The organism is Geodermatophilus sp. SYSU D00684 (assembly GCF_054050455.1).
In genome coordinates, this window is sequence record NZ_JBJGZI010000018.1 from 1 (window position 1) to 23,700 (window position 23,700).

General features: G+C 76.3%; 19 protein-coding genes. 10 read left to right on the plus strand and 9 right to left on the minus strand.

Going from position 1 to position 23,700, the window contains the following annotated elements; translation table 11 throughout:
- Positions 1–84 precede the first annotated feature (84 nt).
- On the minus strand, positions 85–591 hold the full coding sequence (locus ACI79L_RS14255) for a single-stranded DNA-binding protein (protein ID WP_456937427.1): 507 nt from the start codon (positions 589–591) through the stop codon (positions 85–87).
- Between the two features lie 149 nt (positions 592–740).
- Here ACI79L_RS14255 and recD2 point away from each other — a divergent pair, with 149 nt between their 5' ends.
- The 4 genes from recD2 (at position 741) to ACI79L_RS14275 (ending at position 6,011) form a co-directional block, all read left to right on the plus strand.
- Positions 741–2,978: an SF1B family DNA helicase RecD2 gene (gene recD2 / locus ACI79L_RS14260; protein ID WP_456937428.1), complete on the plus strand. Its 2,238-nt coding sequence runs from the start codon at positions 741–743 to the stop codon at positions 2,976–2,978.
- Between the two features lie 101 nt (positions 2,979–3,079).
- A complete protein-coding gene (locus tag ACI79L_RS14265) occupies positions 3,080–4,555 on the plus strand; it encodes a hypothetical protein (protein ID WP_456937429.1) in 1,476 nt (491 codons plus the stop codon).
- 66 nt (positions 4,556–4,621) lie between these two features.
- Positions 4,622–5,671, plus strand: a complete 1,050-nt coding sequence (locus tag ACI79L_RS14270; RefSeq protein ID WP_456937430.1) for a PD-(D/E)XK nuclease family protein — start codon at positions 4,622–4,624, stop codon at positions 5,669–5,671.
- Between the two features lie 73 nt (positions 5,672–5,744).
- Positions 5,745–6,011 (plus strand): hypothetical protein, encoded by a 267-nt coding sequence (locus ACI79L_RS14275; protein ID WP_456937431.1) that lies wholly within the window; start codon positions 5,745–5,747, stop codon positions 6,009–6,011.
- Between the two features lie 3 nt (positions 6,012–6,014).
- Here the strand turns inward: ACI79L_RS14275 and ACI79L_RS14280 are convergent, their stop codons facing one another.
- From ACI79L_RS14280 to ACI79L_RS14300, 5 genes are all read right to left on the minus strand, one after another.
- Positions 6,015–7,295: a class I SAM-dependent methyltransferase gene (locus ACI79L_RS14280; protein WP_456937432.1), complete on the minus strand. Its 1,281-nt coding sequence runs from the start codon at positions 7,293–7,295 to the stop codon at positions 6,015–6,017.
- A 120-nt stretch (positions 7,296–7,415) separates the two neighbouring features.
- Complete coding sequence (locus ACI79L_RS14285; RefSeq protein WP_456937433.1) at positions 7,416–8,981, minus strand: adenylate/guanylate cyclase domain-containing protein; 1,566 nt, start codon at positions 8,979–8,981, stop codon at positions 7,416–7,418.
- Positions 8,982–9,180: 199 nt separating this feature from the next.
- A complete protein-coding gene (locus ACI79L_RS14290) occupies positions 9,181–9,672 on the minus strand; it encodes a DUF5313 family protein (RefSeq protein WP_456937434.1) in 492 nt (163 codons plus the stop codon).
- A 78-nt stretch (positions 9,673–9,750) separates the two neighbouring features.
- Positions 9,751–10,263, minus strand: coding sequence for a MarR family winged helix-turn-helix transcriptional regulator (locus ACI79L_RS14295; RefSeq protein ID WP_456937435.1), 513 nt, complete (start codon positions 10,261–10,263; stop codon positions 9,751–9,753).
- A gap of 103 nt (positions 10,264–10,366) precedes the next feature.
- Entirely contained in the window at positions 10,367–10,954 is a 588-nt protein-coding gene (locus ACI79L_RS14300; RefSeq protein ID WP_456937436.1) for a hypothetical protein, read from the minus strand.
- Between the two features lie 321 nt (positions 10,955–11,275).
- Here ACI79L_RS14300 and ACI79L_RS14305 point away from each other — a divergent pair, with 321 nt between their 5' ends.
- Together ACI79L_RS14305 and ACI79L_RS14310 are read left to right on the plus strand one after the other, a co-directional pair.
- Positions 11,276–11,668, plus strand: coding sequence for a nuclear transport factor 2 family protein (locus ACI79L_RS14305; protein ID WP_456937437.1), 393 nt, complete (start codon positions 11,276–11,278; stop codon positions 11,666–11,668).
- Positions 11,669–11,733: 65 nt separating this feature from the next.
- Complete coding sequence (locus ACI79L_RS14310) at positions 11,734–13,413, plus strand: LuxR C-terminal-related transcriptional regulator (protein ID WP_456937438.1); 1,680 nt, start codon at positions 11,734–11,736, stop codon at positions 13,411–13,413.
- A gap of 27 nt (positions 13,414–13,440) precedes the next feature.
- On the opposite strand, the gene ACI79L_RS14315 is transcribed toward ACI79L_RS14310, so the two are convergent.
- Positions 13,441–14,451, minus strand: coding sequence for an amidohydrolase family protein (locus tag ACI79L_RS14315; RefSeq protein ID WP_456937439.1), 1,011 nt, complete (start codon positions 14,449–14,451; stop codon positions 13,441–13,443).
- On the minus strand, positions 14,448–14,855 hold the full coding sequence (locus tag ACI79L_RS14320) for a metal-sulfur cluster assembly factor (protein WP_456937440.1): 408 nt from the start codon (positions 14,853–14,855) through the stop codon (positions 14,448–14,450). Before ACI79L_RS14320 ends, ACI79L_RS14315 begins: the two co-directional genes overlap by 4 nt.
- A 326-nt stretch (positions 14,856–15,181) precedes the next feature.
- On the opposite strand from ACI79L_RS14320, the gene ACI79L_RS14325 reads away from it, so the two are divergent.
- From ACI79L_RS14325 to ACI79L_RS14335, 3 genes are all read left to right on the plus strand, one after another.
- Positions 15,182–17,329 carry a DEAD/DEAH box helicase gene (locus ACI79L_RS14325; protein ID WP_456937441.1) on the plus strand — a complete coding sequence of 716 codons (2,148 nt, stop codon included), beginning with the start codon at positions 15,182–15,184 and terminating at the stop codon, positions 17,327–17,329.
- A 67-nt stretch (positions 17,330–17,396) separates the two neighbouring features.
- Positions 17,397–19,313 (plus strand): acyl-CoA dehydrogenase family protein, encoded by a 1,917-nt coding sequence (locus tag ACI79L_RS14330; RefSeq protein WP_456937442.1) that lies wholly within the window; start codon positions 17,397–17,399, stop codon positions 19,311–19,313.
- A gap of 60 nt (positions 19,314–19,373) precedes the next feature.
- Positions 19,374–21,578 carry an FUSC family protein gene (locus tag ACI79L_RS14335; RefSeq protein ID WP_456937443.1) on the plus strand — a complete coding sequence of 735 codons (2,205 nt, stop codon included), beginning with the start codon at positions 19,374–19,376 and terminating at the stop codon, positions 21,576–21,578.
- On the opposite strand, the gene ACI79L_RS14340 is transcribed toward ACI79L_RS14335, so the two are convergent.
- Entirely contained in the window at positions 21,560–22,387 is an 828-nt protein-coding gene (locus ACI79L_RS14340) for a class I SAM-dependent methyltransferase (protein WP_456937444.1), read from the minus strand. The genes ACI79L_RS14335 and ACI79L_RS14340 overlap by 19 nt on opposite strands.
- 207 nt (positions 22,388–22,594) lie before the next feature.
- Between ACI79L_RS14340 and ACI79L_RS14345 the strand changes: the two genes are divergently transcribed.
- Positions 22,595–23,638: a TolB family protein gene (locus tag ACI79L_RS14345; RefSeq protein ID WP_456937445.1), complete on the plus strand. Its 1,044-nt coding sequence runs from the start codon at positions 22,595–22,597 to the stop codon at positions 23,636–23,638.
- Positions 23,639–23,700: the final 62 nt, after the last annotated feature.

Below are 23,700 nucleotides of genomic sequence, written 5' to 3' on the forward strand. Positions count from 1 at the left end.
CCGGCGCCCCCCCCGCCCCCCCCCCCCCCCCCCCCCCCCCCCCCCCCCCCCCCCCCCCCCGCCCCCCCCCCCCCCCGGTCCCGGTCAGAACGGCGGCTCCTCCTCGGCGAAGCCGCCGACCGGCGCCGCGGCCCAGGGGTCGGGCGAGCTGCCCCGGCCGGCACCGTTGCGGCCGTCGCGGGGCGTCTGTCCGCCACCGGAGCCCCCACCGGGACCGTCCCCGGAGCGGGCGACCTTGGCGACGGTCGCCGTCGCATACCGCAGGGACGGGCCGATCTCGTCGACCTCGAGCTCGATGACGGTGCGCTTCTCGCCCTCCTTGGTCTCGAAGGACCGCTGCTTGAGACGCCCCTGCGCCATGACCCGCGAGCCGCGGGTCAGCGACCCCGCGACGTTCTCGGCCATCTGGCGCCAGCAGCTGCAGCGCAGGAAGAGCGCGTCGCCGTCCTTCCACTCCTGGGTCTGGCGGTCCAGGGTGCGTGGGGTCGAGGCGATGGTGAAGTCGGCAACCGCCGCTCCCGAGGGCGTGAAACGCAGCTCGGGGTCGCTGGTCAGGTTGCCGATGACGGTGATGACAGTGTCGCCGGCCATGATCCGGTCCTCCGTGTTGTCAGTGCATCGCTCAGGTGAGCGTCCGGAGGTTACGAGCACCGTCCGACAGTTCCGTGCGCTCCGCGGATTTCGTCATCGGGCGGTGTGACGATCGAGGGGAGGACGGCGGAGCAGCGAGAGGACGGCAGGTGGCAGAGGCGCGGACGGGGGCGGTCCTGGAGGCGACGCTGGAGCGGATCACGTTCGCGAACGCCCAGACCGGCTACACCGTGGCCCGGGTCGACACCGGGCGCGGCGGGGACCTGGTCACCGTGGTGGGCTCGCTGCTCGGCGCCCAGCCGGGGGAGACGCTGCAGCTGCGCGGCCGGTGGGGCGCGCACCCCCAGTACGGCCGCCAGTTCCAGGTCGAGGACTACACGACCGTGCTGCCGGCCACGGTGCAGGGCATCCGGCGCTACCTCGGCTCGGGGCTGGTCAAGGGGATCGGCCCGCGGCTGGCCGCGCAGATCGTCGACCACTTCGGAGCCGATGCGCTGCGGGTGATCGAGGAGCAGCCGGCCCGGCTGGCCGAGGTGCCCAAGCTCGGCCCCAAGCGCACCCGGCTGATCACCGAGGCGTGGGAGGAGCAGCGGGCCATCAAGGAGGTGATGGTCTTCCTGCAGGGCGTCGGGGTCTCCACCTCGCTCGCCGTGCGCATCTACAAGCAGTACGGCGGCGCCGCGATCGGCGTCGTCCGCAGCGAGCCCTACCGCCTGGCCGCCGAGGTCTGGGGCATCGGCTTCAAGACCGCCGACACGATCGCCGTCGCCGTCGGCATCCCGCACGACAGCACCCAGCGGGTGGAGGCCGGGCTGCAGTTCGTGCTCTCCGAGGCCACCGGGCAGGGGCACTGCTTCCTGCCCGAGCACGACCTCATGGCCCGAGCGGTCGAGATGCTCCAGGTCCCCGCCGACCTGGTGCGCCACTGCCTGGCCCTGCTGGTCGCCGACCAGGGCCTGATCCGCGACGAGCTGCCCGGCGCCGGCGGCCCACCCACGGTGGCCTACTACCTCGTGCCGTTCCACCGCGCCGAGGTCTCGCTCGCCGCCGGGCTGCGGAGGCTGGCCGCCGCCGCCGAGGACCGCATGCCGGCCTTCGCCACCGTCGACTGGGACGCCGCGCTCGCCTGGCTGCACCGGCGCACCGGCGTCGAGCTCGCGCCCGGCCAGCGGGACGCCGTCCGGCTGGCGCTGACCGAGCGGCTCGCCGTCCTCACCGGCGGGCCCGGCTGCGGCAAGAGCTTCACGGTGCGCTCGATCGTCACCCTCGCCAAGGCCAAGGGCGCGCGGATCGTGCTCGCGGCGCCGACCGGCCGGGCGGCCAAGCGGCTCACCGAGCTGACCGGGGTCGAGGCGGTGACCGTGCACCGGCTGCTGGAGCTCCGCCCCGGCGGCGACGCCGCCTACGACCGGGACCGGCCGCTGGACGCCGACCTGGTCGTCGTCGACGAGTCCTCGATGCTGGACCTGCTGCTGGCGAACAAGCTGGTGCGGGCGGTCCCGCCGGGCGCGCACCTGCTCCTGGTCGGCGACGTCGACCAGCTGCCGTCGGTCGGCGCCGGCGAGGTGCTGCGCGACCTGCTCGCCGAGGGCACCCCGGTGCCGCACGTGCGCCTGACGCAGGTCTTCCGGCAGGCCAGCCGGTCGGGGGTGGTGACCAACGCCCACCGGATCAACGCCGGCACCCCGCCGCAGGTGCAGGGCCTCGACGACTTCTTCCTGTTCGCCACCGACGACGCCGAGGAGGCCGCCCGGCTCACCGTGGACGTCGTCACCCGGCGCATCCCGGCCCGGTTCGGCCTCGACCCGCGCCGCGACGTGCAGGTGCTCACCCCGGTGCACCGCGGGCCGGCCGGTGCCGCCGGGCTCAACGAGCTGCTGCAGGAGGCGCTCACCCCGGCCCGGCCCGAGCGCGCGGAGAAGCGGTTCGGCGGGCGGGTGTTCCGCGTCGGGGACAAGGTCACCCAGATCCGCAACGACTACGACAAGGGCCGCAACGGCGTCTTCAACGGCACCCAGGGCCTCGTCACCGCGATCGACCCGGTGGACCAGAAGGTCACCGTGGTCACCGACGAGGACGAGGCGATCGACTACGACTTCGCCGAGCTCGACGAGCTGGTGCACGCCTACGCGGTCACCGTGCACCGTTCCCAGGGCAGCGAGTACCCGTGCGTCGTCGTCCCGCTGACCACCAGCGCCTGGATGATGCTGCAGCGCAACCTGCTCTACACCGCGGTCACCCGGGCCAAGCAGCTCGTCGTGCTGGTCGGCTCGCCCCGGGCGCTGGCCCAGGCCGTGCGCGCCGCCGGGTCCGGGCGCCGGCACACCGCCCTGGCCCACCGGCTGCGCGGGCGGGTGTCCTCCGACGACGGGCCTGAGCAGGGCTGACGCGATCGCCGGCACGGGGTGTCAAGTCGACACGCCGTTTTGTCGGTACCCCTTCCTAGATTCGGGGTCGACATCTTCCCCGTGTCATCAAGGAGTCCGACATGGCCGTCCCTGGCCTCAAGACCCGCAAGCCCACCGGCCGCGTGCCGTGGCCGTGCATCCTCCTCGAGGGCGAGGAGAAGGCAGGCAAGAGCTGGGCGCTCGCCCAGTTCAGCAGCAGCGACCGGATCGGCGCGCTCTACTGGATCGACCTCAACGAGGGCGCCGGTGACGAGTACGGCGCGATCCCCGGCGCGAGGTACCAGCTCATCGAGCACGACGGCTCCTACGCCGCGGTGCTGGCCGCCGTCCAGGCGGTCAAGGCCGAGGCCCGCCGCGCCTCCGACGCCGGCGAGCCCCCGGTCGTGCTCGGCATCGACACCGGCTCGGCGATCTGGGACGGCCTGAAGGACTGGGCCAGCGAGCGCGCCGCGAAGTCCGCCCGCAACCGCGAGATGCTCAAGCGCGACCCCAACGCCGAGGTCACCATCAGCCAGAACCTGTGGAACGACGCGGGCGCCCGCTGGCGCAAGCTGCAGACCGAGCTGCTCACCTTCCCTGGGATCGTCGTCGTGACCGCCCGCGGCAAGGAGGTCACCGAGGTCGACTCGAACGGCCGCCCGATCGAGGGCCAGAAGACCTGGTCGGTGCAGACCCACCGGGAGTTCCCGTACGCCGCGTCCGTGTGGATGCGGCTGCGCCGCGGCCGCCGGCCGCTGATCGTCGGCGCGCGCAGCGTGCACGTGGGCATCAAGCCCAACGACGACCCGGCGCGCGAGGTCACCGACCCGAAGGCCACCGGCCGGCTGCTGGAGTGGCTGGTGTTCGACGCGCTCAAGTGCGACCCGGGCACCGCGCACGTGCGCGACCTCGTCTCCTTCCACGGCGGCGGGCTGCTCGAGCACGAGCGCACCGAGGAGGCACAGCAGCCCCGCCCGGCCGCCCGGGCCGGCGGCCGCGGCGAGCCCGACGCCGCCGACCTGGTCGCGCGGATCGACGACGCCCGCGACGACGACGAGCTGCGCGAGGTCTGGACCGTGGCCAACCGCAACGGCCTGCTGCAGGCCGACGTCCCCACCCCGGGCGGCTCGTACACGGTCGCGGAGCTGATCCGCGCCCGGCACGAGCAGCTGGTCGAGTCCTCGATGACGACCCACCCCGCCGGGCGGCGCCGGGTCGCGGCCGGCGACCCGTCGGTCCCGCAGACGCCGGCCTCGGTGCTGCAGGCAGCGCAGGCCGCGGCGGCGGCCGCGCAGGCCGCCGTCTCGGCTCCCCGGCCCGACGCCGAGGACGCCGCGCCGGCGAACCCGCTGCTGGAGTCCTCGCCGACCCCGGACGACCCGCGGGAGCGGCGCAACACCGCGGCCCGCCGCGGCGTGCTCGCCAGCCTGGAGAGCCTGGGCGTGACCGACGAGCAGATCGGCGCCCGGTTCGGCCGGTCCGTCGAGCACGTGGCGACCAAGCGGCTCACCGCGCTGGTGCGCGCGGTGATCGCCGAGCGCCGGGACGGCGACGACGGTCGTGCGGACGTCGCCTGAGCCGCGCGGCGGGGCGGGGCCGGACCTCCCGGCCCCGCCCCGCCGCCCCCGACCGGGAGCGGGACGGTGACCGCCGTCCTGCCCGCGCGGCCCAGCGCCGCCGAGCGCCGGGCCGCGCCCAGCCTGGCCGCGGCGGTCCGGGACCTCGACAGCCGCCGGGCCCGCTCCCGGCAGCGGATGATCGGCGCCTCGGAGGTCGGCGAGTGCCGGCGCCGGGCCGCCTACCGGATCGCCCGGCGCCGGCCGACCAACGCCCGCGCGGGACTGCAGGCCTTCATCGGCACCGAGTTGCACCGCGGGGTGCTGCGCGCGCTGCGCCGCCAGTACGGCGGGCTGACCGAGGTGGGCCTGCGCGGCGAGCAGGTCAAGGGCCGCTGCGACTGGTGGCACGAACCGGTGGTGGAGGACCTCAAGACGACGTCGCGGTTCGGCTTCGAGCGGGTCCTCACCCGCGGGGTGCCGGTCCGGCACTGGTTCCAGGTGGCCCTCTACGCGTGGCTGCTGCGCACCGGGCAGACCGCCGACCGGCGGCTGCCGTCGGGGGACGGGCAGGACGTCGAGGGCCTGCGGCTCCGCTACCTGTCCCGCGACTCCGGCGAGGACGTCGTCTTCGAGGCCGACCACGACCCGGCGCTGACCGCCGAGGCGCTCATGTGGCTGACCGACGTCTACGCCACCGTGGAGGAGGACGGCGTCGACGCCGTCCCGCGCGACGGGTTCGGGCCCGGCGTGGACGGGATGTGCGACTGGTGCCCGTTCCTCGACCTGTGCTGGGGCCCGCCGGTGGACCCCGGGACGGAGGGTGAGGTGTCCCGCCAGTCCCGGCTGACGGTCACCGACGCCGACTACGTCGAGGCCGTCCACGACTACGACGCCTGGCGAGCGGCGGAGAACGAGGCCCGGCGGCACAAGGAGTTCGCCCGCGAGCGGCTGCGGGGCCGGTCCGGGCCGGCCGGCGACCTGCACTGCGAGTGGACCGGCGGCGGGATGCGCACGCAGGTCGACAAGGACGCCGCGGTGGAGCGGCTGGCCGAGCTCGGCGAGGTCGTGCCCACCCGGCGGACCCGCAGCGCGTCCACGATCCGGGTCACGCGGAACGGGATCCGGCCCGACTGAGGACCCGGTGGCGCGACGTCACCCCTCGGGTGCACCATCGAACACACGTTCGAACACCCTCCCGGAGGCACTGATGACCACCGTCCCGACGTCCCACCTGTCCGCCGGGGAGCCGGTCCTGACCGGCGACGTCATCGGCACCGACTTCGGCCTCCCGCTGGTCCGGCCGGTCAAGACCGCCCGCGGGGGCCGGGTGCGGGTGGTGCGCTCGCGCTGCCGGGCGCACGGCGGCGTCGTCGTCTGGTTCACCGACGGCACCAAGACCCCGCCGCTGCACGGGCGCACCAGCTGGATCCTCGCCGAGCCGGGGCCGGGTGCGCCCGCGCAGGACGTCGCCTGACGCTCACACCCACGCGGTGCGCCGCAGCGGGGGCGGCGCGCCGCCGGGCCGCTGGACGAGCACCTGGTCCACGCCCATGGTGCCGGCCTCGAACGCGAGCGCGCACGCCGCCATGTACAGCCGCCACACCCGGGCGCGCCCCTCGCCGGCGGCGGCCACGGCCTCGTCCCAGTGCCGCTCCAGCCGGGCGACCCAGGCGCGCAGCGTGAGGCCGTAGTGCCGGCGCAGCGCCTCGACGTCGAGCACCTCCAGCCCGGCGTCCTCCAGCGCGCCGACGGTCTCCGCCAGGCCCAGCAGCTCCCCGTCGGGGAACACGTAGCGGGCGATGAACGAGTCCGGGTCCGGCCGCCACCGCCCGTCGCGCCAGGCGATGGCGTGGTTGAGCAGCCGGCCGCCGGGGCGCAGCAGGTCGCGCAGGTGCGCGGCGTACGAGGGCATCTGCTGCCGGCCGACGTGCTCGGCCATCCCGATCGAGGCGATCGCGTCGAAGGGACCGTCGGTGACCTCGCGGTAGTCCTGCACCCGGACGTCGACCCGATCGGTCAGGCCCGCCTCCGCGACCCGCTTGCGCGCCAGCGCGGCCTGCTCGGCGGAGAGCGTGACCCCGACGACGTCGACGCCGTACCGCCGGGCGGCGTGCAGCGCCAGCCCGGCCCACCCGCAGCCCACGTCGAGCAGGCGCATGCCGGGCCGGAGCCCGAGCTTGCGGCAGACCAGGTCGAGCTTGGCCTCCTGGGCGGCGTCGAGGCCGGTGCACTCGTCGGTCCAGACCGCGCACGAGTAGACCAGCGTGGGCCCGAGGACCAGGGCGTAGAAGTCGTTGCCGACGTCGTAGTGGTGGGCGATGGCGACGGCGTCCCGGCGGCGGGAGTGCCGGGGCCCGGCCCGGCCGACGCGGGCCTCCTCCGCCGGCGGGGGCGGCGGCGGGCCGACGGCGCCGAGCCGGGCGGCGGTGCGCAGCAGCGCCCAGCGCGCGGACGGGCGCAGCGGCGGGGCCGGTTCCCCCTGTCCCCACGTCGCGAGCACGCGCAGCGCGGTGAGGGTGGCGAACACGTCACCGGGGACGTCGACGTCGCCGGCGACGTAGGCGCGGGCCAGGCCGAGCTGGACCGGCGACCACAGGACCCGGCGGAACGCCCGCCGTGAGCGGAGGACGACCACCGGCCCCCCGGGCGGGCCGGTCTCGCTGCCGTCCCAGGCCCGCAGCCGGACGGGGAGCCCGCCGGTGCCGAGGACCGTCGTCAGCGCGCGCGCCGCCCGGGGCGCGACCTCCCTGGTGCCCATGTCGGCTCCTCTCGCCGCGGCCACACCTCCTGCGCCTCCCCTCGCGCAGGAGGCACCGTGCCAGGGACCGCCCGGTCCCGCACCGGGTTCGACCACGCGGGCCGGGCCCGTCCGGGCCGGTCAGCGCGGGGTCCGGGCCGAGGCGGCGCCGCGCGTGCCCCCGGACCGCGGTGTCGGGACGGGGGAGGTCCGCAGGGGGAGCTGCACGAGGTAGGCGTCGACGGCGGCGTCCCTGCCCTTGAGCCGCAGGCCGGTCACCGGCACGAGGTCGACCGCGGCCGGCAGCTGGTCGCGCGTCCCGGTGCCGATCAGTACGCCGCCGACCGGGGCGTGCTGCTGCAGCCGGGCCGCGACGTTCACGGTGTCCCCGACGGCGGGGTAGACCAGGTAGCCGCTGCCGCCCATCTCGCTGAACACGACGGGGCCGCTGTCGACGCCGATCCGCAGTCCCGGCCAGTCGGGGTGCGCGGCGCGGATCCGCGCCACCTCGGCCTGCAGCGCCGCGGCCGCCTCCACCGCGCGCAGGGCATGGTCGGGCTGGTCCCCGGCGCGGTTGAACGTCGCGAACACGCCGTCGCCGGCGAACTTCTCGACCTCGCCGCCGAACCGCCGGGAGATCAGCGGCGCGGCCCGCTCGTAGTAGGCCCGCAGCATGGCCGCGACCTCCACGGCGTCGTGCCGGGCGGTGAAGGCGGTGAAGCCCGCCAGGTCGCCGACCAGCACCGACACCTCGCCGCGGTGCTCGCGCGTCGTCGGCAGGTAGAGGGTGCGGAAGCGCTCGTCCCGCCACTCCCGCCGCGCGGCGGTGAAGACGAGGAGGTAGGCGATGACGATCAGCGCGTGCCACACCCACCAGGCGGGGTGCCACTTGCGCTCGCCGGCCAGTGCCACGCCGACCAGGGCCTCCGCGAGCAGGCCGTAGCAGGCCACGACGCTGAACAGGAGCAGCCCGAAGTGGCTCCGGTTGACCCACCAGAGGCGGACCGCGGCCAGCAGGTAGAGCAGCGCGCCGATCGCCGCGGCCACCGTGAGCGCGAGGTGCTCCCCGCCCTCGGCGGTCACCTGCTGCAGCGGTGGCCACTCGGCCACCGACCACAGCCCCCAGACGACGATCGCCCCGAACACCGCGCCCCGCAGCGCCTGCCGGTGGCGCGCCACCCACGCCTCGGTCGGCGGCCGCGCGTCCACCAGGGCCGACGCCGCGGCGAAGGGGGCGGCGACGAGCAGCCCGATCGTGATGGCGACGGTGAAGCCGGGCAGCGCGTCGTGGGTGAGCACGTGCTGGGTGCCGACGGCGTGCAGCGCCATGAAGCCACTGGTCGCGAGGAACGCCAGGGACAGGAGCAGGACGCGGGCGTCCCCGCGTCGGCGCGCCGCCTCCCCGGCGACCAGCGACAGGCTGGCCGCTACGCCCCCGACGGTCAGGAAGACGGAGAAGTGCAGCGCCGCCCCGCTCCAGTACAGCCCCTCGAAGTCGCTGCGCAGCAGGAACACCAGCCCGGCCAGGGGGACGGTCAGCGCGACCAGCACCATCGCCGCGACCGTCGGCCGGCGTCCGTGGACGGCGATCAGGTGGGTGAGGGTGCCCGGCGTGGTCCGGCCCGCCCCCGCGAGCGCCGGAGGGACGTCCTCCCGGCGGTGGCGGAGCGGCGACCCGGTCGCGGGGTCGCGGTGCCGGCCGGTCACCGTGCGTCCCCGGGACGGGCGCGCGGACGCCCGCGCCACGGGGGCTCCTCCCGGAGCCGGCGGCGTGCGCTCCCGGCCGTCATGGCCGGTGCCGGGGCCACGGAGGGCAGTCTGCTCCCGTGGAGGGGGCGGGCACCAGCACCGCACGGCACCCGCCCGCGGCCGATGCCGCTGGTCAGCGCGCCCGGCGGCCCGGCGCCTAGCGGCTCGTGCGGTCGCGGTAGCGGGCGGCGCGCCTGGCCGCAGCGGCCCGGCGGCGCTGCCGGTCGCGCTCCTCGCGCACCTCCCACCGGGCCTCGCGGTGCGCGGCGGCGGTGCCGACCGGGTAGCCGGCCTTGACCACGCGGTTCTCGGTCGCCTCCACCATGTAGGCCAGCGAGTAGACCAGCCCGAGGGCGATGCCGCCGCCGGCCACGGCGATGCGCAGCCCCCAGCCGGCCGGCAGGACCAGCATGACCACCGCGATCGGGACCGCCATCTGCACGAGGCTGCGCACGACGTGCCGCGCCCACCAGGTGCTGGTCGTCGTGTCGAACAGGACCCAGCCGCGGTTGCGCCGGGGGAGGCCGCCGCCGAGGGCGTACCAGAGCCACCGGTGCGGGGCGGGGCGGACGACGGGGTCTGCAGGGGCGCCGGACCCCGGGCTGTGCTCGGTCATGTCGGTGGTGTGCTCCTGCTCGGTGACGGCCACGTCCCCATGGTCCCCCCAAATGCATGGTGCACCAAGTATTGGAGGGCCATGTGTCGGACCGGACAGTGGGGAGGCGGGTCAGGCGGGGTCACGGGCCGCCAGCGCCTCCTGCGAGGCGGCGATCACCCGGGTGAGGGCCCCGTGGAGGCTCATCAGCTCCTCGACGGGCATCCCGAGCCGCTCGACGATGCCGGCCGGGATGGCCTCGGCCTTCGCGCGCAGGGCCAGTCCCTCCTCGGTCAGCGCGAGCGCCAGGTTGCGCTGGTCCGCGGGGTCGCGCTCGCGGCGCAGCAGGCCGGCCGCCTCGAGCCGCTTGAGCAGCGGGGAGAGGGTGCCGGGGTCGAGCTGCAGCAGTCCCGACAGCCGCTTCACCGACAGCGACCCGTGCTGCCACAGCGCGAGCATCACCAGGTACTGCGGGTGGGTCAGGCCGAGTGGCTCGAGGACGGGGCGGTAGACGGCGACGACGTTGCGCGCGGCCACCGAGAGCGCGAAGCAGACCTGGCGGTCGAGGGCGAGCACGTCCTCCGAGGCGAGGGCGAGCAGCTCCTCGGACCCGGCGGGGGCCTGCGGCGTCGGGCTCGTGGTCACCCCGCCAGGGTATGCCGTTGGGGCACCAACGGTTCGGCGGCCGACGGTCGCCCGCCGGCCCGGGGAAGCGCGTCGACCGGGTCCGGCGCGCCGCCCCACGACGTCAGTCGGCGCAGCGGGTGGTCACCTGGGCGGCTCCGACGAACGGTGCCTCCCAGCGCCTGCGGAACTCGGTGACGTGCTGCTCGGTGGGGAAGTACACGGCCACGGCGTGCTCGGCGCCGTCACGGCCGAGGGCCTCCGCCGCCCCCTCGTCGCACGCCAGCTCGGCGAGTCCGGCGCCCGGCCAGAGCTGCTGCACGTCGCCGAGCACCTGCTGGAGCGCGGGGTCGCCGGGTGCCCCCACGGCGACGTAGGCGGCCCAGTAGCGGCCGCCGTGCACCGGGGTGGACTCGATGGGCCAGCCGGGCAGACCCTCGGTCCCGTTGCCGGTGCCCCCGCCGCCGGTCCCGGCGTCGGTCGGTTCCTGGGCCCCGGGGCTGTCGTCACCGGTGCTGTTGTCATCCGTGCCGCCGGCGGTGGCGCCCTCGGCCGGGTCGGCCGGCGACGAGGGGGCGGGCGCGGAGGGCTCGGCCGAGGTGCTCGAGGGCCTGGCGGAGTCCGGAGCGGCCGATCCGGCCGGCCCGGCCGAGCAGCCGGCGAGCAGGACGGCGGTGGTGAGGAGCGACGACACGAGCGCGGAGCGGTGCACCGGGGCCTCCTGTGGTGGGGGAGGCACGAGGATCGGCAGGCGCGCCGGGAGGGCCAAGGGGTCCACCCGCCAGTTGTCGCCGAAGACGCCGACCCTCCTGCCCGACAGTTGCCGAGGAACCGGCGTGGACCGCGACGCGCGCTCGCCGGCATCACCCGGAGCAGGACGGCCCGCACGCTGTGTCGTCGGCACGGGGCGCGCCGTGCGCAGAAGTGCCGACCCGACCGACGGCCGCGCTCCGCGATCCTGCCGATGTGCCCGCGCCCCCCGTCTCCCTAGCGTGCCGGTGCACGGATGCGACGAGCAGCGCAGGAGGCGGACATGAGCCAGCACCCGCACGTTGCCACGGTCGACCGGATGACCGGCGCCGTCCTCGGGGGCGACCGGGAGGTGCTCGACGAGCTCCTCACGGACGACTTCACGTTCCACTACCGCGGGCCGTACCCGAAGCCCGGGGACTACGCCGGTGCGGCCGGGCTGATGGAGGTCATCGGCGCGGTCGTGGAGGCCACCGGCGGCGACGTCGACCTGCAGCAGCGGTTCTGCGTGCCCGCCGGCGAGTGGGTGTCCGAGTGGGAGCACGCGGTCCTGGGCCGCCGGGGCCGCCGCCTGGAGTCGGACAACGCCTTCGTCTACCGCTTCGCCGACGACCGGATCGCGGAGATGTGGATGTTCATCGGGGCGCCTCCGGGCAGTGAGGAGTTCTTCGCCTAGCGGGGCGGTGCCCGCGCCGGTCCGGGGTGCTGGTGCCGCGTCCGGGCCGGCGCGACACTGTGCCCATGCGACAGCCGGCCGGCTGGCGCACCGGTGGTCCGGCGGACTGGGAGAGCGCCTACCGCGACCTCTCGGCCGTCCTCACCGACGGCCAGCCGTCCCCCGACGACCTCGACGTGGTCGCCACGGCGGCGTACCTCACCGGCCGCGACGAGGAGGGCTTCGCCCTGTGGGCGCGGGCCCACCGCGCCTGCCTCGACGCCGGGCAGGTGCCGCGTGCCGCGCGCGTCGGGATCGGCCTGGCGCGGTGCCTGGCCTTCACGGGCGACCTCGCCCGCGCCCGCGGGTGGGTGGGCCGCGCGCGGCAGCTGCTCGACGACGCGGAGGCCGACTGCGTGGAACGGGGCCACCTGGACTACGTGGCGGCGATGTGCCGCATCGTCGAGACCGGCGACGCCGCCGGCGCCCACGCCGGCCTCGTCCGGGCCGTGGCGACGGCGGCCCGCTTCGGGGACCGGGAGCTGGACACCCTCGCCCGCATCGGGCTGGGCCGGTGCCGCATCTACCTCGGCGAGCCGGCCGAGGGCCTGCGCCTGCTGGACGAGGCGATGGTGGCGGTCGAGGGCCGCGAGATCCCGCCGGTCGCCGTCGGCGACTCCTACTGCACGGTCATCGACGCCTGCCACGAGCTGTTCGACGTGCCGCGCTTCGAGGGGTGGACCGAGTCCTTCACCCGGTGGCTCCGGTCGCAGGCCGGACTCACCGTCTACGACGGGCACTGCTCCCTCCACCGGGCCGAGCTCGCGCTCCTCCGGGGGACCTGGGCCGACGCCGCGGCCGAGGCGGACCGGGCGGTCGGCCGGCTGGGTCGGCCGCGGAACGTCCTGACCCTGGGCGGCGCCCACTACGTCCGGGCGGAGGTGTACCGCGTGCGCGGGGAGTTCGACGCCGCGGACGGGGACTACCGGAGGGCGCACGAGCTCGGGTGCGAGCCCCAGCCCGGGCTCGCGCTGCTGCGCCTGGGGCAGGGGCGCACCGACCTCGCCGAGGCGGCCGTCCGCCGGCTGGAGGCCGAGGTGACCGAGCCCGTCGCCCGGGCGCGCGTGCTCGGGGCGTTCGCCGAGATCGTGCTCGCGGCCGGGGACGGGGCCGCGGCCGGCGCGGCCGCCGACGAGCTGGCGGCGAGGGCGCGGGCCCAGGGGTCCCGCTACCTGGCCGCCGCGGCCGCCCACGCGCAGGCGGCGGTGCTGCTGGCGGCGGGGGAGGCCCGCGCGGCCCTGGTGCTCTCACGCCAGGCGTGGCGCCACTGGAGCGAGCTGCGCACGCCGTACGAGGGAGCGCGCACCCGCGTCCTGCTCGCCGGGGCCTGCCGGGCCCTGGGGGACGCGGAGTCCGCGGACCTCGAGCTGAGGGCGGCGCGGGCGACCTTCCTGGACCTGGGTGCCCGGCCGGACGCCGACCGGGTGGCACCCGCACCGGCTCCGGCCGGCGACCGGTCCGCCGGCCCGCTCTCGGCCCGGGAGGTCGAGGTCCTCGTGCGGGTCGCGTGCGGGGCCACCAACCGGGCCATCGCGCGCCAGCTCCGCATCAGCGAGCGCACGGTCGCCAGCCACGTCAGCCACATCTTCACCAAGATCGGGGTGGGCTCGCGCGCCGCGGCCACCGCCTACGCCTACGAGCACCGTCTCGTGGGGCGCGGCGCCCGGGACGCGCCCGGCAGCGACGCCGGACCGGTGCACCGGTGAGTGGTGCGCCGCCCGACCGGACCCGGATCAGTGCGCCGGGGGGCGGCCCAGCCGCGCCCTGGTCTCCTCCACGTCGAACCCGTGCAGGCGGAGCAGGTTCTCGCCGAGGATCTTCCGCTTGGCGACGTCGGTGAGCTGCGGGTAGCCGTAGCCCTCGCACAGGTCCTGCGGGATGGAGAAGTCCATGAACGCGCGCAGCGCCCACTGCGGGTGGAAGATCGGCGCCTCCGAGCCGTAGACGATCTTGTCCTCGCCGCACCAGAACAGCAGCTTGCCGAGGATCTCGGCGAACATGCGCGGCGCCCGCACGACGAAGTTGATCGTCGCCGCCAGCGAGGCGTACAGGTTGGGCCAGCGGATCAGCTGCCAGCACGTCTCGTCGAGGAACGGCAGCCCGACGTGGAAGATCACGAAGTTGATGTCGGGGAAGGCGGCCGCCGCGCCGTCCATGTCCCAGGTCTGGGTCGCCTCGACCGGCTGCGGGCCGAGCGGCACGCCCTTGTGCACGCCGATCAGGTTCACCCCGAGTTCCTGGGCCTTCTCGAACACCGGGAACGCGACCCGGGGGTCGTCCATCCGCCACGGGAACGGGGAGCCGTAGTCGTAGCGGACGTTGTAGAACTTGAACGCCCGCGCGCCGAACTCGCCGACCTGGCGCTCCATCAGGTCCAGCGCCCGGCGCCCCTCGAGCGGGTTGACCGATCCCCAGAACACCGTCCGGTCCGGGTCCCGCTGGGCGAGCTCCGCGCACGTCTCCCACGGGGAGAGCCCGTCGCGGAACAGGTCGGTCAGCGGCAGCGGCATCGCGGCCAGCATGTCGGTGTCGGACTGCTCGTAGACCATCTGCCGGATGTCGGCGGGCGTCCACTCCCGGAGGAACTCCTCCGCCGACAGCGTCGGCTCGCCGTCGGGGGTCAGCGTCGTGTGGAAGGCGTACAGGTGGTTGGCGAACATCTGTCCCGGCGACCCGAACGCGTTCTTGGCCGTGAAGTTGAAGGGGTGCGCGACCCCGTCGAACACGAAAGCGTCGCCGATCATGGTCGTCCTCCTGTGCTGGGGCCGAGCTGGGGGCGGTGGGCGGAGAGGAACGCGTCGCGGTCGGGGACCGCGACGGGGTCGGGGAGGGACCGCAGCCGGCGGGCGGCCGCGGGGGAGAGCCGGTCGGTCGTCCAGACCTCGTCCCAGACGACCTCCACCTCGCAGGTCTCGACGCCGGGCTGCCGGCGGATCGCCGTCTCGACGTCGGTGAGCACCCGGGCGGCGAACGGGCACCAGCCCGAGGTGAGCAGCAGCTCGACCCGGGCGTGGCCGTCGCGGACGTCGACCGACCGGAGCAGGCCCATGTCGACGACGGAGATGCCCTTCTCCCGGCAGCAGGGGTCGAACACCGTGGACAGCGCGCGGGCGGCCCACCCGGGCACCGCAGGGGACGGCTGCGTCATGCCGCCATGGTGTGACCTGCGCCACAGCCGGACCAGGGGTTCGGCCGCGACCGGCGCCGTCGGACCCGCGGGCGAGGGGGCGGGAACAGCGCGGCTCCCCGGGTGTTGACACCATGGAGGCCCCGCCCCCGGGACCGGAGCGGGCCGACCCACACCCGGCGTCCCGCCGGCCGGGGCGCCCGGCCGGCCGATCGTGGCCTCCGGCGACCCCGGAGGCGTCCGCCGGACCCGGGGGACCGGTCTCGTCCGGAGCGTCCCCGCTCCGGCCGCGGGTCCGTGCGCCGTGCTGCCGCGGCGACCGTGCCCGGCACTGCAGAGGAGGATCCTTGGCTCGACCAGGCCAGCGCCAGTCAGGCGCTCGCCGCAGCGCCCCGCGCGACCAGCGGCGGGGTCGCCGTGACGACGACGTCGTCGCGGTGCTCGCCCGCACCGTCCGGGACGTGGAGGCGGCCGCCCGGCGCGGGCGGGTCACGCCCGCCGTCCGCACGCGGTTCCAGGCCGTCGCGCTGCTGCTGCGCGACGAGCGCGCCCGCGTCCGCGCGGACACGGGTCTCAGCGACGGCCGCCGGACCGAGCAGCTCAAGCGCCTGGACGGCGTCGCGACCATCCTCGCGACGACGGCCGTCCGCGACGCCGCGCTGCTGGCGCTGCTCGGGGAGGACGCCGTCGTCTCCGACGCGGCCCGGTCGCTCGTGCGCGAGATGCAGAAGGCGGCCGGCATCGAGCCGGTGCTCGAGGAGGCCCCGCCGGCCGAGGAGCCGGACGCGCCCGCCGCGCCCCCGCGCCGCGCGGTGCCGCAGTCGGTGATCTCCCGGCAGCTGGCCAACCCCTTCCTGGCACCCGACTTCTCCGCCGCCCCCGTGCGCGCCCCGCGCCCGCAACGCCTGGCCGGCTGGGAGCTGCTCGGCCCGCTGCTGACCTCCTTCGAGCGCGCCGGCGGCGGCGCCCCGGCGTGCATGGACCTGCCCTTCCCGACCGACCGCTTCACCCCGCCCGGGCTGGAGCTGATGCCGCACCAGGGGCAGCTGGTCGCCGGGGCCGCGGCCGGGCACCGGACGTTCCTGCTCGCCGACGAGCCCGGCCTGGGCAAGACCGCGCAGGCGCTGCTCGCCGCGGAGGCGGCCGACGCCTACCCGCTGCTCGTCGTCGTGCCGAACGTCGTCAAGACCAACTGGGCGCGCGAGGCCGGCCGCTGGACGCCGCACCGCCCGGCCACCGTGGTCCAGGGCGACGGCGAGACGGTGGACGGCTTCGCCGACGTCGTCGTCGTCAACTACGAGGTGCTCGACCGCCACGTGGGCTGGCTCGGCGACTTCGGCTTCCGCGGGATGGTCGTCGACGAGGCGCACTTCATCAAGAACAAGACCTCGCAGCGGTCGCAGCACGTCCTCGCGCTGTCCGAGCGCATCCGGTCGCGCACCGTGCGGCCGCTGCTGATGGCCCTCACCGGCACCCCGCTGATCAACGACATCGAGGACTTCCGGGCCATCTGGCAGTTCCTCGGCTGGATCGACGACGCCAAGCCGCTGGGCGAGCTGATGGACGCCCTCGAGGACACCGGCCTGACGCCCGCCGACCGCGGCTTCTCCGCCGCCGCCCGGCAGTGCGTGATCGACCTGGGGATCGTGCGCCGCCGCAAGGTCGACGTCGCCGCCGACATCCCCGCCCGCCGCATCGCCGACCTCCCGGTCGAGCTGGACGGCGCGGCCGGCCGGTCGATCCGGGCGGCCGAGCAGGAGCTGGTCCGCCGGCTGGTGCGCCAGTACGAGACCGCGCTCGCGGCCCGGACCTCCGGCGTCGTCGAGGGGCTCGACGCCGACCTGGTGCGCCGGGTGGCCCGCTCCGAGCTCAAGGACGCGACCACCACGACCGGGGAGAACGTGTTCGGCATGATGCGGCGGATCGGCCGGGCGAAGGCCGGGCTGGCCGCCGACTACGCCGCCCAGCTGGCCCGCAGCGCCGGCAAGGTGGTCTTCTTCGCCAAGCACGTGGACGTCATGGACGCTGCCGAGGAGACCTTCGCCCGGGCGGGCGTGCGGTTCTCCTCCATCCGGGGCGACCAGACGCCGACGGCGCGCCAGCGCGAGGTCGACGCGTTCGTCACCGACCCCGACGTCCACGTCGCGGTGTGCTCGCTGACCGCGGCCGGTGTGGGGCTGAACCTGCAGGTCGCCTCGAACGTCGTGCTCGCCGAGCTGTCGTGGACCGACGCCGAGCAGACGCAGGCGATCGACCGCAGCCACCGCATCGGCCAGACCGAGCCGGTCACCGCGTGGCGGATCATCGCCGCGCAGACCCTCGACGCGCGGATCGCCGAGCTGATCGACACCAAGGCGGGCCTCGCCGCCCGGGCGCTCGACGGCTCCGACGAGGAGGTGTCCTCGTCGGCCGACGTGCAGCTCGAGGCGCTGGTCGCGCTGCTCACCGACGCGCTGCGGACGTCGTCCGGGGAGCAGGAGGCCCTCGGCGCCTGACCGCACCGCGCCGGTCCCCGTGCCGGGGACCGTTGTCCCGGCGTGGGGACCGGCGCGATGCTGCCCCATGGCGTCGAACCCCACGTACGAGCAGTCGAAGCAGGTCGCCGAGGCCAGCCGCGAGGCCTCCTGGGCCAAGCCGTCGTTCGGCCGGGAGCTGTTCCTCGGGAACCTCCGCCTGGACCTGATCCATCCCCAGCCGGAGCCCGACCCGGCCGCGGTCGAGAAGGGCGAGGCGTTCCTGGAGCGCCTCCGGGTCTTCCTCACCGAGCGCGTGGACCCGCGGCAGATCGAGCGGGACGCCCGGATCCCCGACGACGTCGTCCGGGGCCTGGAGGACCTCGGCGCCCTCGGGATGAAGATCCCCGAGGAGTACGGGGGCCTGGGACTGAGCCAGGTGTACTACAACCGGGCGCTGGCCCTGGCCGGCACCTGGCACTCGTCGATCTCGACGCTGCTGTCGGCGCACCAGTCGATCGGCCTCCCCGAGCCGCTGCGGCTGTTCGGCACGGAGGAGCAGAAGCGCGAGTGGCTGCCCCGGCTGGCCCGGGACCACCTCTCGGCGTTCCTGCTCACCGAGCCCGACGTCGGCTCCGACCCCGCGCGGATGAGCACCACGGCGGTCCCGACCGACGACGGCACCGCCTACCGCATCACCGGCACGAAGCTCTGGGCGACCAACGGCGTCATCGCCGACGTGGTGGTGGTCCTGGCCGTCGTCCCGCGGTCCGAGGGGCACCCGGGCGGCATCACCGCCTTCATCTGCCCCACCGACCGGGAGGGCGTGCAGGTCGAGCACCGCAACGCGTTCATGGGGCTGCGGGGCATCGAGAACTCGGTGACCCGCTTCGACGACGTCCTCGTCCCCGCGGGCGACGTCATCGGGGGCGAGGGGAAGGGGCTGCGGATCGCCCTCACCACGCTGAACACCGGCCGGCTGTCGCTGCCGGCGATCTGCGTGTCGACGGCCAAGTACGCCCTGAAGATCGCGCGCGAGTGGTCGGCCGAGCGCCGGCAGTGGGGGCGGCCGATCGGGGAGCACGACCCGGTGGCGCAGAAGATCGCCTGGCTGGCGGGCACGGCGTTCGGGCTGGAGGCGGTGCTCGAGATGTCCAGCCGCCTGGCCGACGACAAGCGCAACGACATCCGGATCGAGGCCGCGCTGGCGAAGCTCTACGCCTCGGAGCTCGCCTGGACCGCCGCCGACGAGGTGGTGCAGGTGCGCGGCGGGCGCGGGTTCGAGACCGCCGAGTCCCTCGCCCGGCGCGGGGAGAAGCCGGTGCCGGCCGAGCAGATGCTGCGCGACATGCGCATCAACCGGATCTTCGAGGGATCCACCGAGATCATGCACCTGTTCATCGCCCGCGAGGCCGTCGACCAGCACCTGCAGGTCGCGGGCGGCCTGCTCGGCGACTCCGGCCTGGCCGACAAGGCGCGGGCCGCGGGGAAGGCCGGTGCCTTCTACGCCCGGTGGTTCCCGACGCTGGCCACGGGACCGGGCCGGCGTCCCGGCGCCTTCGCCGAGTTCGGCGAGCTGGCCGGGCACCTGCGCTGGGCCGAGCGATCCGCGCGCAAGCTCGCCCGCTCGACCTTCTACGCGATGGCCCGCCACCAGGGGCGCCTGGAGCGCAAGGGCCGGCTGCTCGGGCGGATCGTCGACATCGGCGCCGAGGTGTACGCCGTCGCCTGCGCCTGCGTGTACGCCGACACCCTCGGGCGCGAGCGCCCCGAGCGGCGGCAGGAGGCGGTCGAGCTGGCCGGCCTGTTCTGCGGCCAGGCCCGCCGCCGGGCCGGCCGGCTGTTCCACGACCTGTGGGCCAACGACGACGACCGCCAGTACGCGGCCGCGCAGCGGGTGCTCGCCGGCCGCTACGCGTGGTTCGAGGAAGGCGTGCTCGACCCCGCCGGCGACGGCCCGATGATGCCGGCGCACGCCCGGCCGGACGGGACGTCGGTCCCCGTGCAGGCGGCGGCCGCGCCGTAGGGGCTGCCGGGTGGCGGCGCGCACCGGGCGACCGGACCGGTCCCCGGTGCCCGGCGGGACATGACCCCGGGGACCGGCTCCCGGCCGGCCGGAGCAGCAGCCGCCCGGGCCCTGGCACGGCTGCGGCGACGCGACCCGTCGCTGGCCGCCGTCCGGCGGGCCGGCCGGGTGACCGTCGCCTCCTGCGCCGCGTTCTACTCCTGCCGGTACCTGCTCGACGCCCCGGTCGCTGCCGTCTACGGGGTCTTCGCCGCGGTCGCGCTCGGCAGCCTCTCCGAGGTCACGGGACGGCCGGCGGAGCGCACCCGGGTCCACGCCGGCAGCCTCGTGGCCGGCGCCGTGCTGGTCACCCTCGGCACCCTGCTCGCGGTCACCACCTGGACGGCGGTCCTCGGCATGCTGGCGGTGGGGTTCCTCGTCGCCTTCGCCGGCGTCGGCGGGCCGCGGGTGGCCGGCGTGGTCAGCGGGCTGCAGCTGTTCTACGTGCTGCCGTGCTTCCCGCCGTACGCGCCCGGCACGCTCGGCCAGCGGTTGCTCGGGATCGGGCTGGGCATCGCGCTCCTCGCCGTCGCCGACCGGGTGCTGTGGCCGGCCCCGGCGCCGGCGGACCCCGCCGCCCGCCTGGCCGACGCCGCGGGGCGGGTGGCCGCGTACGCGCGGGTGCTCGCCCGCGAGCTGCGGGGCGGCGGCGGGGCGGGGTCGTCCGCGCCGCGGGCCGCCGCGGCGGACGCCGTGGCGGCCCTGCGGCTGAGCGCGCTGCCGGTCGCGGAACGGCCGCTCGGGCCCGGCGTGCGCGACCGGTGCCTGGTGCGGGCCGCGGCGGCGCTCCGCGTGGTCGCCGGCCGCCTGGGCGTGCTCGCGGACGCGTGGCCCGCCGGCGGGCGGCAGGCGCACCCCGCCACCGCGCAGCTGGTGGCGGCCGTCGGGGACGCCGTGGCCGCGGCGGGGGCGGCCCTGCGCGGCGCCGGGCCGCCGCCGTCGACCGGCCCGCTCGAGGCCGCGCTCGCCGCCCTCCGCGCGTGGCGCGGGCAGCAGCTGCCGGCGGTCGCCGTCGACCCCCCGGCGCTGCGGGCCGGCGTGGGCGCCGTCGCCGTCGCGGAGGCCGCCCGGAGCCTGGTGCTGACCGTCCGCGGCGTGGTCGGTGCCCCCGTCGCCGATCCGGGCGACGTCCCCGTCGACCTCTGGTTCCTCACCGCCTCCCGGGGCCGGCTGTGGTGGCAGCGGCTGCGCACGCACCTGACCCCGCGGTCGGTGTACCTGCAGAACGCGGTGCGGCTGGCGCTCGGCCTCGCCGCGGCCCGCGCCGTCGCCGGGGTCCTCGACCTCGCGCACGGCTTCTGGGTGCTGCTGGCGACGCTGAGCCTTATGCGGACCAGCGCGGTCGCCGACCGCTCGGTGCTGGCCCGCGCGGTGGCCGGCACCGCCGTGGGCGCGGTCGTCAGCGGGGTGGCGCTGTTCCTCGTCGGCGGGGACACGGCGGTCTACGCGTGGGCGCTGCCGGTCCTGATGGGGGTCTGCCTGGCGGCCGGCCCGCTGTTCGGGGTGGCGGCGGGGCAGGCCGGGTTCACCGTCGTCGTCGCCCTGCTGTTCGCCCAGGTGGGGCCGGCGAGCTGGCGCATCGCCGCGGTCCGCTTCGAGGACGTCCTCGTCGGCGGACTCGTCGGCATCCTCATCGGCACCGCGGTGTGGCCCCGCGGGGGGCGGGGGGAGCTGGTCCGGGCCGCCGGGGAGTGCCTGCGGGCGGGTGCGGCGGAGGTCGTGGCCGTCGTCGGCCAGCTGACCGGGGCGGGGCCGGCGCCCCCGACCGCGCTCGGCCGGCTGTCCGGGCTGCTCGACCACACCTACGCGCAGTACCGGTCCGAACCGGCCCGGCCGGGAGCCCGGGTGGACTGGCTGGCCGTGCTCGGCGTGGTGCACCGCCTCGACCACTACGCCCGGACCCTGCGGTCCCGGTACCCCGCGGCCGGGGCACCGCCCTGGCTGCGGCCCACCGCGCAGCTGCGGACCGCGGCCGCGGACGTCGCCGCCGGCTACCGGGGAGCGGCGGCCGCCCTCGACGCCGGCCGGGTGCCCTCGGGCCGGCCGGCCGTGCGGGTGGACCCGGTGCCCCCGGAGGAGCTCGCCGCGGCCCCGGACGACGCGCTGCGCCTGCTCGACACCTGGGGCTGGCTGCTGACGACGGCGGACGACCTGGCCGGCGTCGGCCGCGCCCTCACGCCCGCCACCCCGGCCGCGGCGGCGCCCCGTCAGCGCTCGAAGCGGTAGTGCAGGACGACCGTCCCCCGGCGGGACCAGGCCGTGCTGTGCGCCGCGAGCCGGTGGTACAGGCGCAGCAACGGCGGGAACAGGGCGACCTCGGGCTCCCGGCTGAGCAGGATCTCCCGGACCAGGTGCAGGCGCGGGGCCCAGCGTTCGAGCTCGTGCGGGTCGTCGAGGCCGGGGAACCGGAGGAGCCCGGAGACCGCCCTCGTGCCGGGCACGAGCCGGGTCGCCCGCAGAGCGAAGCGGGAGTAGCTGTTGAAGGCGATCTCCCCGGAGGGGAAGTGGCCGGTCAGCCGGTCGAGCAGGGAGGTCACCTCCTCCCGGTCGAGGAACCCGACCAGGCCGTCGGCGACGACCACCGCCGGCCGGCCGGACGGGACGGCGTCCAGCCAGTGCCCGTCCCGCACGTCCGCGGCGATCGTGCGGGTCCGCGCGCGGGCGGGCACCACGGCGTCCCGGGCGGCGACGACGGCGGGCAGGTCGACGTCGAACCAGTCCACGGTGGGCGGCGGGGCGATCCGCGCCCACCGGGTGTCCAGCCCGGCGCCCAGGTCGAGCCCGACGGCGTCCGGGTGGCGGTGCACGAAGTCGAGCGCTATCTCGTCCAGGCGCTTGGCGCGCAGCGCGCAGCTGGTGACCAGGTTGGCGTCGACCCGGCTCCCGGTGGCGTCCGGGTCGAGTTCCCGGACGATCTCGTCCGCCAGGGTGTCCCCGAGGATCGGGCGCGGCGAGCGGGCGTCCGCCGCCCGGGAGCGGAGCGTCACGAGGAGGCTCTCCTCCAGCGGCGTGAAGGCCGGGAGGGTGGTGACCATCGGATCGGCTCCTCGGGACGTCGTGCCCGCCGGTGGTCCACGGCCTGGGGCCCGTGCACCGGCATCCCCGCTCCGCGCGTCCCAGCCAAGCCCTCCGGGAGCGCGCCGCTCCAGGGCACTTCGTCCCGGGCACGCCCGGGGCCGAGCCCTCGGACCACCGGGAGCGCGGGCCTGTTCCGGCGGAGGTGCCGGTGGGAGCATCGCTGCGTGCCCGAACGGCGCGCCCGGTGCGCTGTCGCGCTCGTCGTGCTGGTCGCCGCGGCCGCGTGCGGGTCGGCCGACGAGGCCGCAGGAGGCGCGTCGCCGACCGGCGCGCCGCCGAGTGTGGGCCGGGACGAGCCGTGGATCGTGTTCCAGGGCGTCGAGCTCGGCCTCACGCTCGCGCGCCCCGGCGGATCCGGCGTGCACACCATCCTCGACGGGGAGACGCTGCACCCCGACTGGTCGCCCGACGGCGCCGAGATCGCCTACGTCGACGCCGAGGACGGCCCCGGCCAGGTCTGGGTGACCGACGTCGCGGGCGAGCAGCCCCGGCCGCTGCTCGAGTCCTCCCCGGCCGGCCTCGAGGACCTCTACTGGGAGAACCCGGCGTGGTCCCGCGACGGTGCGCGCATCGCGATGGTCGGCTACGACGGCGACCCGAACGAGACAGCACCCGCCCGGTCCGTCCTCGCGATCGTCGACGTCGCCACCGGCGAGCTCACCGTCGCCGGCGAACTCGCGCGCGCCGACGGCCGGCTGCACAGCTTCCCCCGCTGGTCGCCCGACGGGGACGCACTCGTCATGAACGTCGACCACTTCACCGGCGAGGTCTGGGACGGTTCCACCGTCGCGGTGAGCCGTTCCGGCGACGGCGGCTGGAGTCCGCCGGCGGCCATCACCGAGGTCGGCCCGTTCGCGAGGGTCGACTGGCACCCCGACGAGGACCTCATCGTGTTCGGCGACCACGACATCGGCGGCGAGCAGGACACCGACGAGCCGACGAACCTGTTCACCATCCGGCCGGACGGCACGGAGCGGCGCCCGGTCACGGACTTCGGTCCCGGCGAGGAGCGGGCCTCCCAGCCGACCTGGACGGCCGACGGCCGCATCCTCTTCACCTACGTGACCGGGGACGGCGACCTCGACCGGGCCGTCGCGCAGATCGACGCCGACGGGTCGGATCTGGAGGTCCTCCTCGAGCCCGAGCTCGTCGGCCCGGGGAACCGGCCGCACCCGCGCCTCCGCCCGGTCCCGGTCGGGGCGGAGTGAGCGCCGCCGGGCGCACCGGCGTCCGCGCGAGGCCGCTGGTCCGTCGGCTGCCCGCTACCGGG

Excerpts from the sequence above, each read along its gene's own strand:
- ACI79L_RS14340 (WP_456937444.1), bottom strand. The coding sequence starts at position 22,387 with ATGGTCACCACCCTCCCGGCCTTCACGCCGCTGGAGGAGAGCCTCCTC.
- ACI79L_RS14315 (WP_456937439.1), bottom strand. The coding sequence starts at position 14,451 with ATGATCGGCGACGCTTTCGTGTTCGACGGGGTCGCGCACCCCTTCAAC.
- ACI79L_RS14330 (WP_456937442.1), top strand. The coding sequence starts at position 17,397 with ATGGCGTCGAACCCCACGTACGAGCAGTCGAAGCAGGTCGCCGAGGCC.
- ACI79L_RS14335 (WP_456937443.1), top strand. The coding sequence starts at position 19,374 with ATGACCCCGGGGACCGGCTCCCGGCCGGCCGGAGCAGCAGCCGCCCGG.
- ACI79L_RS14255 (WP_456937427.1), bottom strand. The coding sequence starts at position 591 with ATGGCCGGCGACACTGTCATCACCGTCATCGGCAACCTGACCAGCGAC.
- ACI79L_RS14320 (WP_456937440.1), bottom strand. The coding sequence starts at position 14,855 with ATGACGCAGCCGTCCCCTGCGGTGCCCGGGTGGGCCGCCCGCGCGCTG.
- ACI79L_RS14275 (WP_456937431.1), top strand. The coding sequence starts at position 5,745 with ATGACCACCGTCCCGACGTCCCACCTGTCCGCCGGGGAGCCGGTCCTG.
- ACI79L_RS14265 (WP_456937429.1), top strand. The coding sequence starts at position 3,080 with ATGGCCGTCCCTGGCCTCAAGACCCGCAAGCCCACCGGCCGCGTGCCG.
- ACI79L_RS14305 (WP_456937437.1), top strand. The coding sequence starts at position 11,276 with ATGAGCCAGCACCCGCACGTTGCCACGGTCGACCGGATGACCGGCGCC.
- ACI79L_RS14310 (WP_456937438.1), top strand. The coding sequence starts at position 11,734 with ATGCGACAGCCGGCCGGCTGGCGCACCGGTGGTCCGGCGGACTGGGAG.
- ACI79L_RS14280 (WP_456937432.1), bottom strand. The coding sequence starts at position 7,295 with ATGGGCACCAGGGAGGTCGCGCCCCGGGCGGCGCGCGCGCTGACGACG.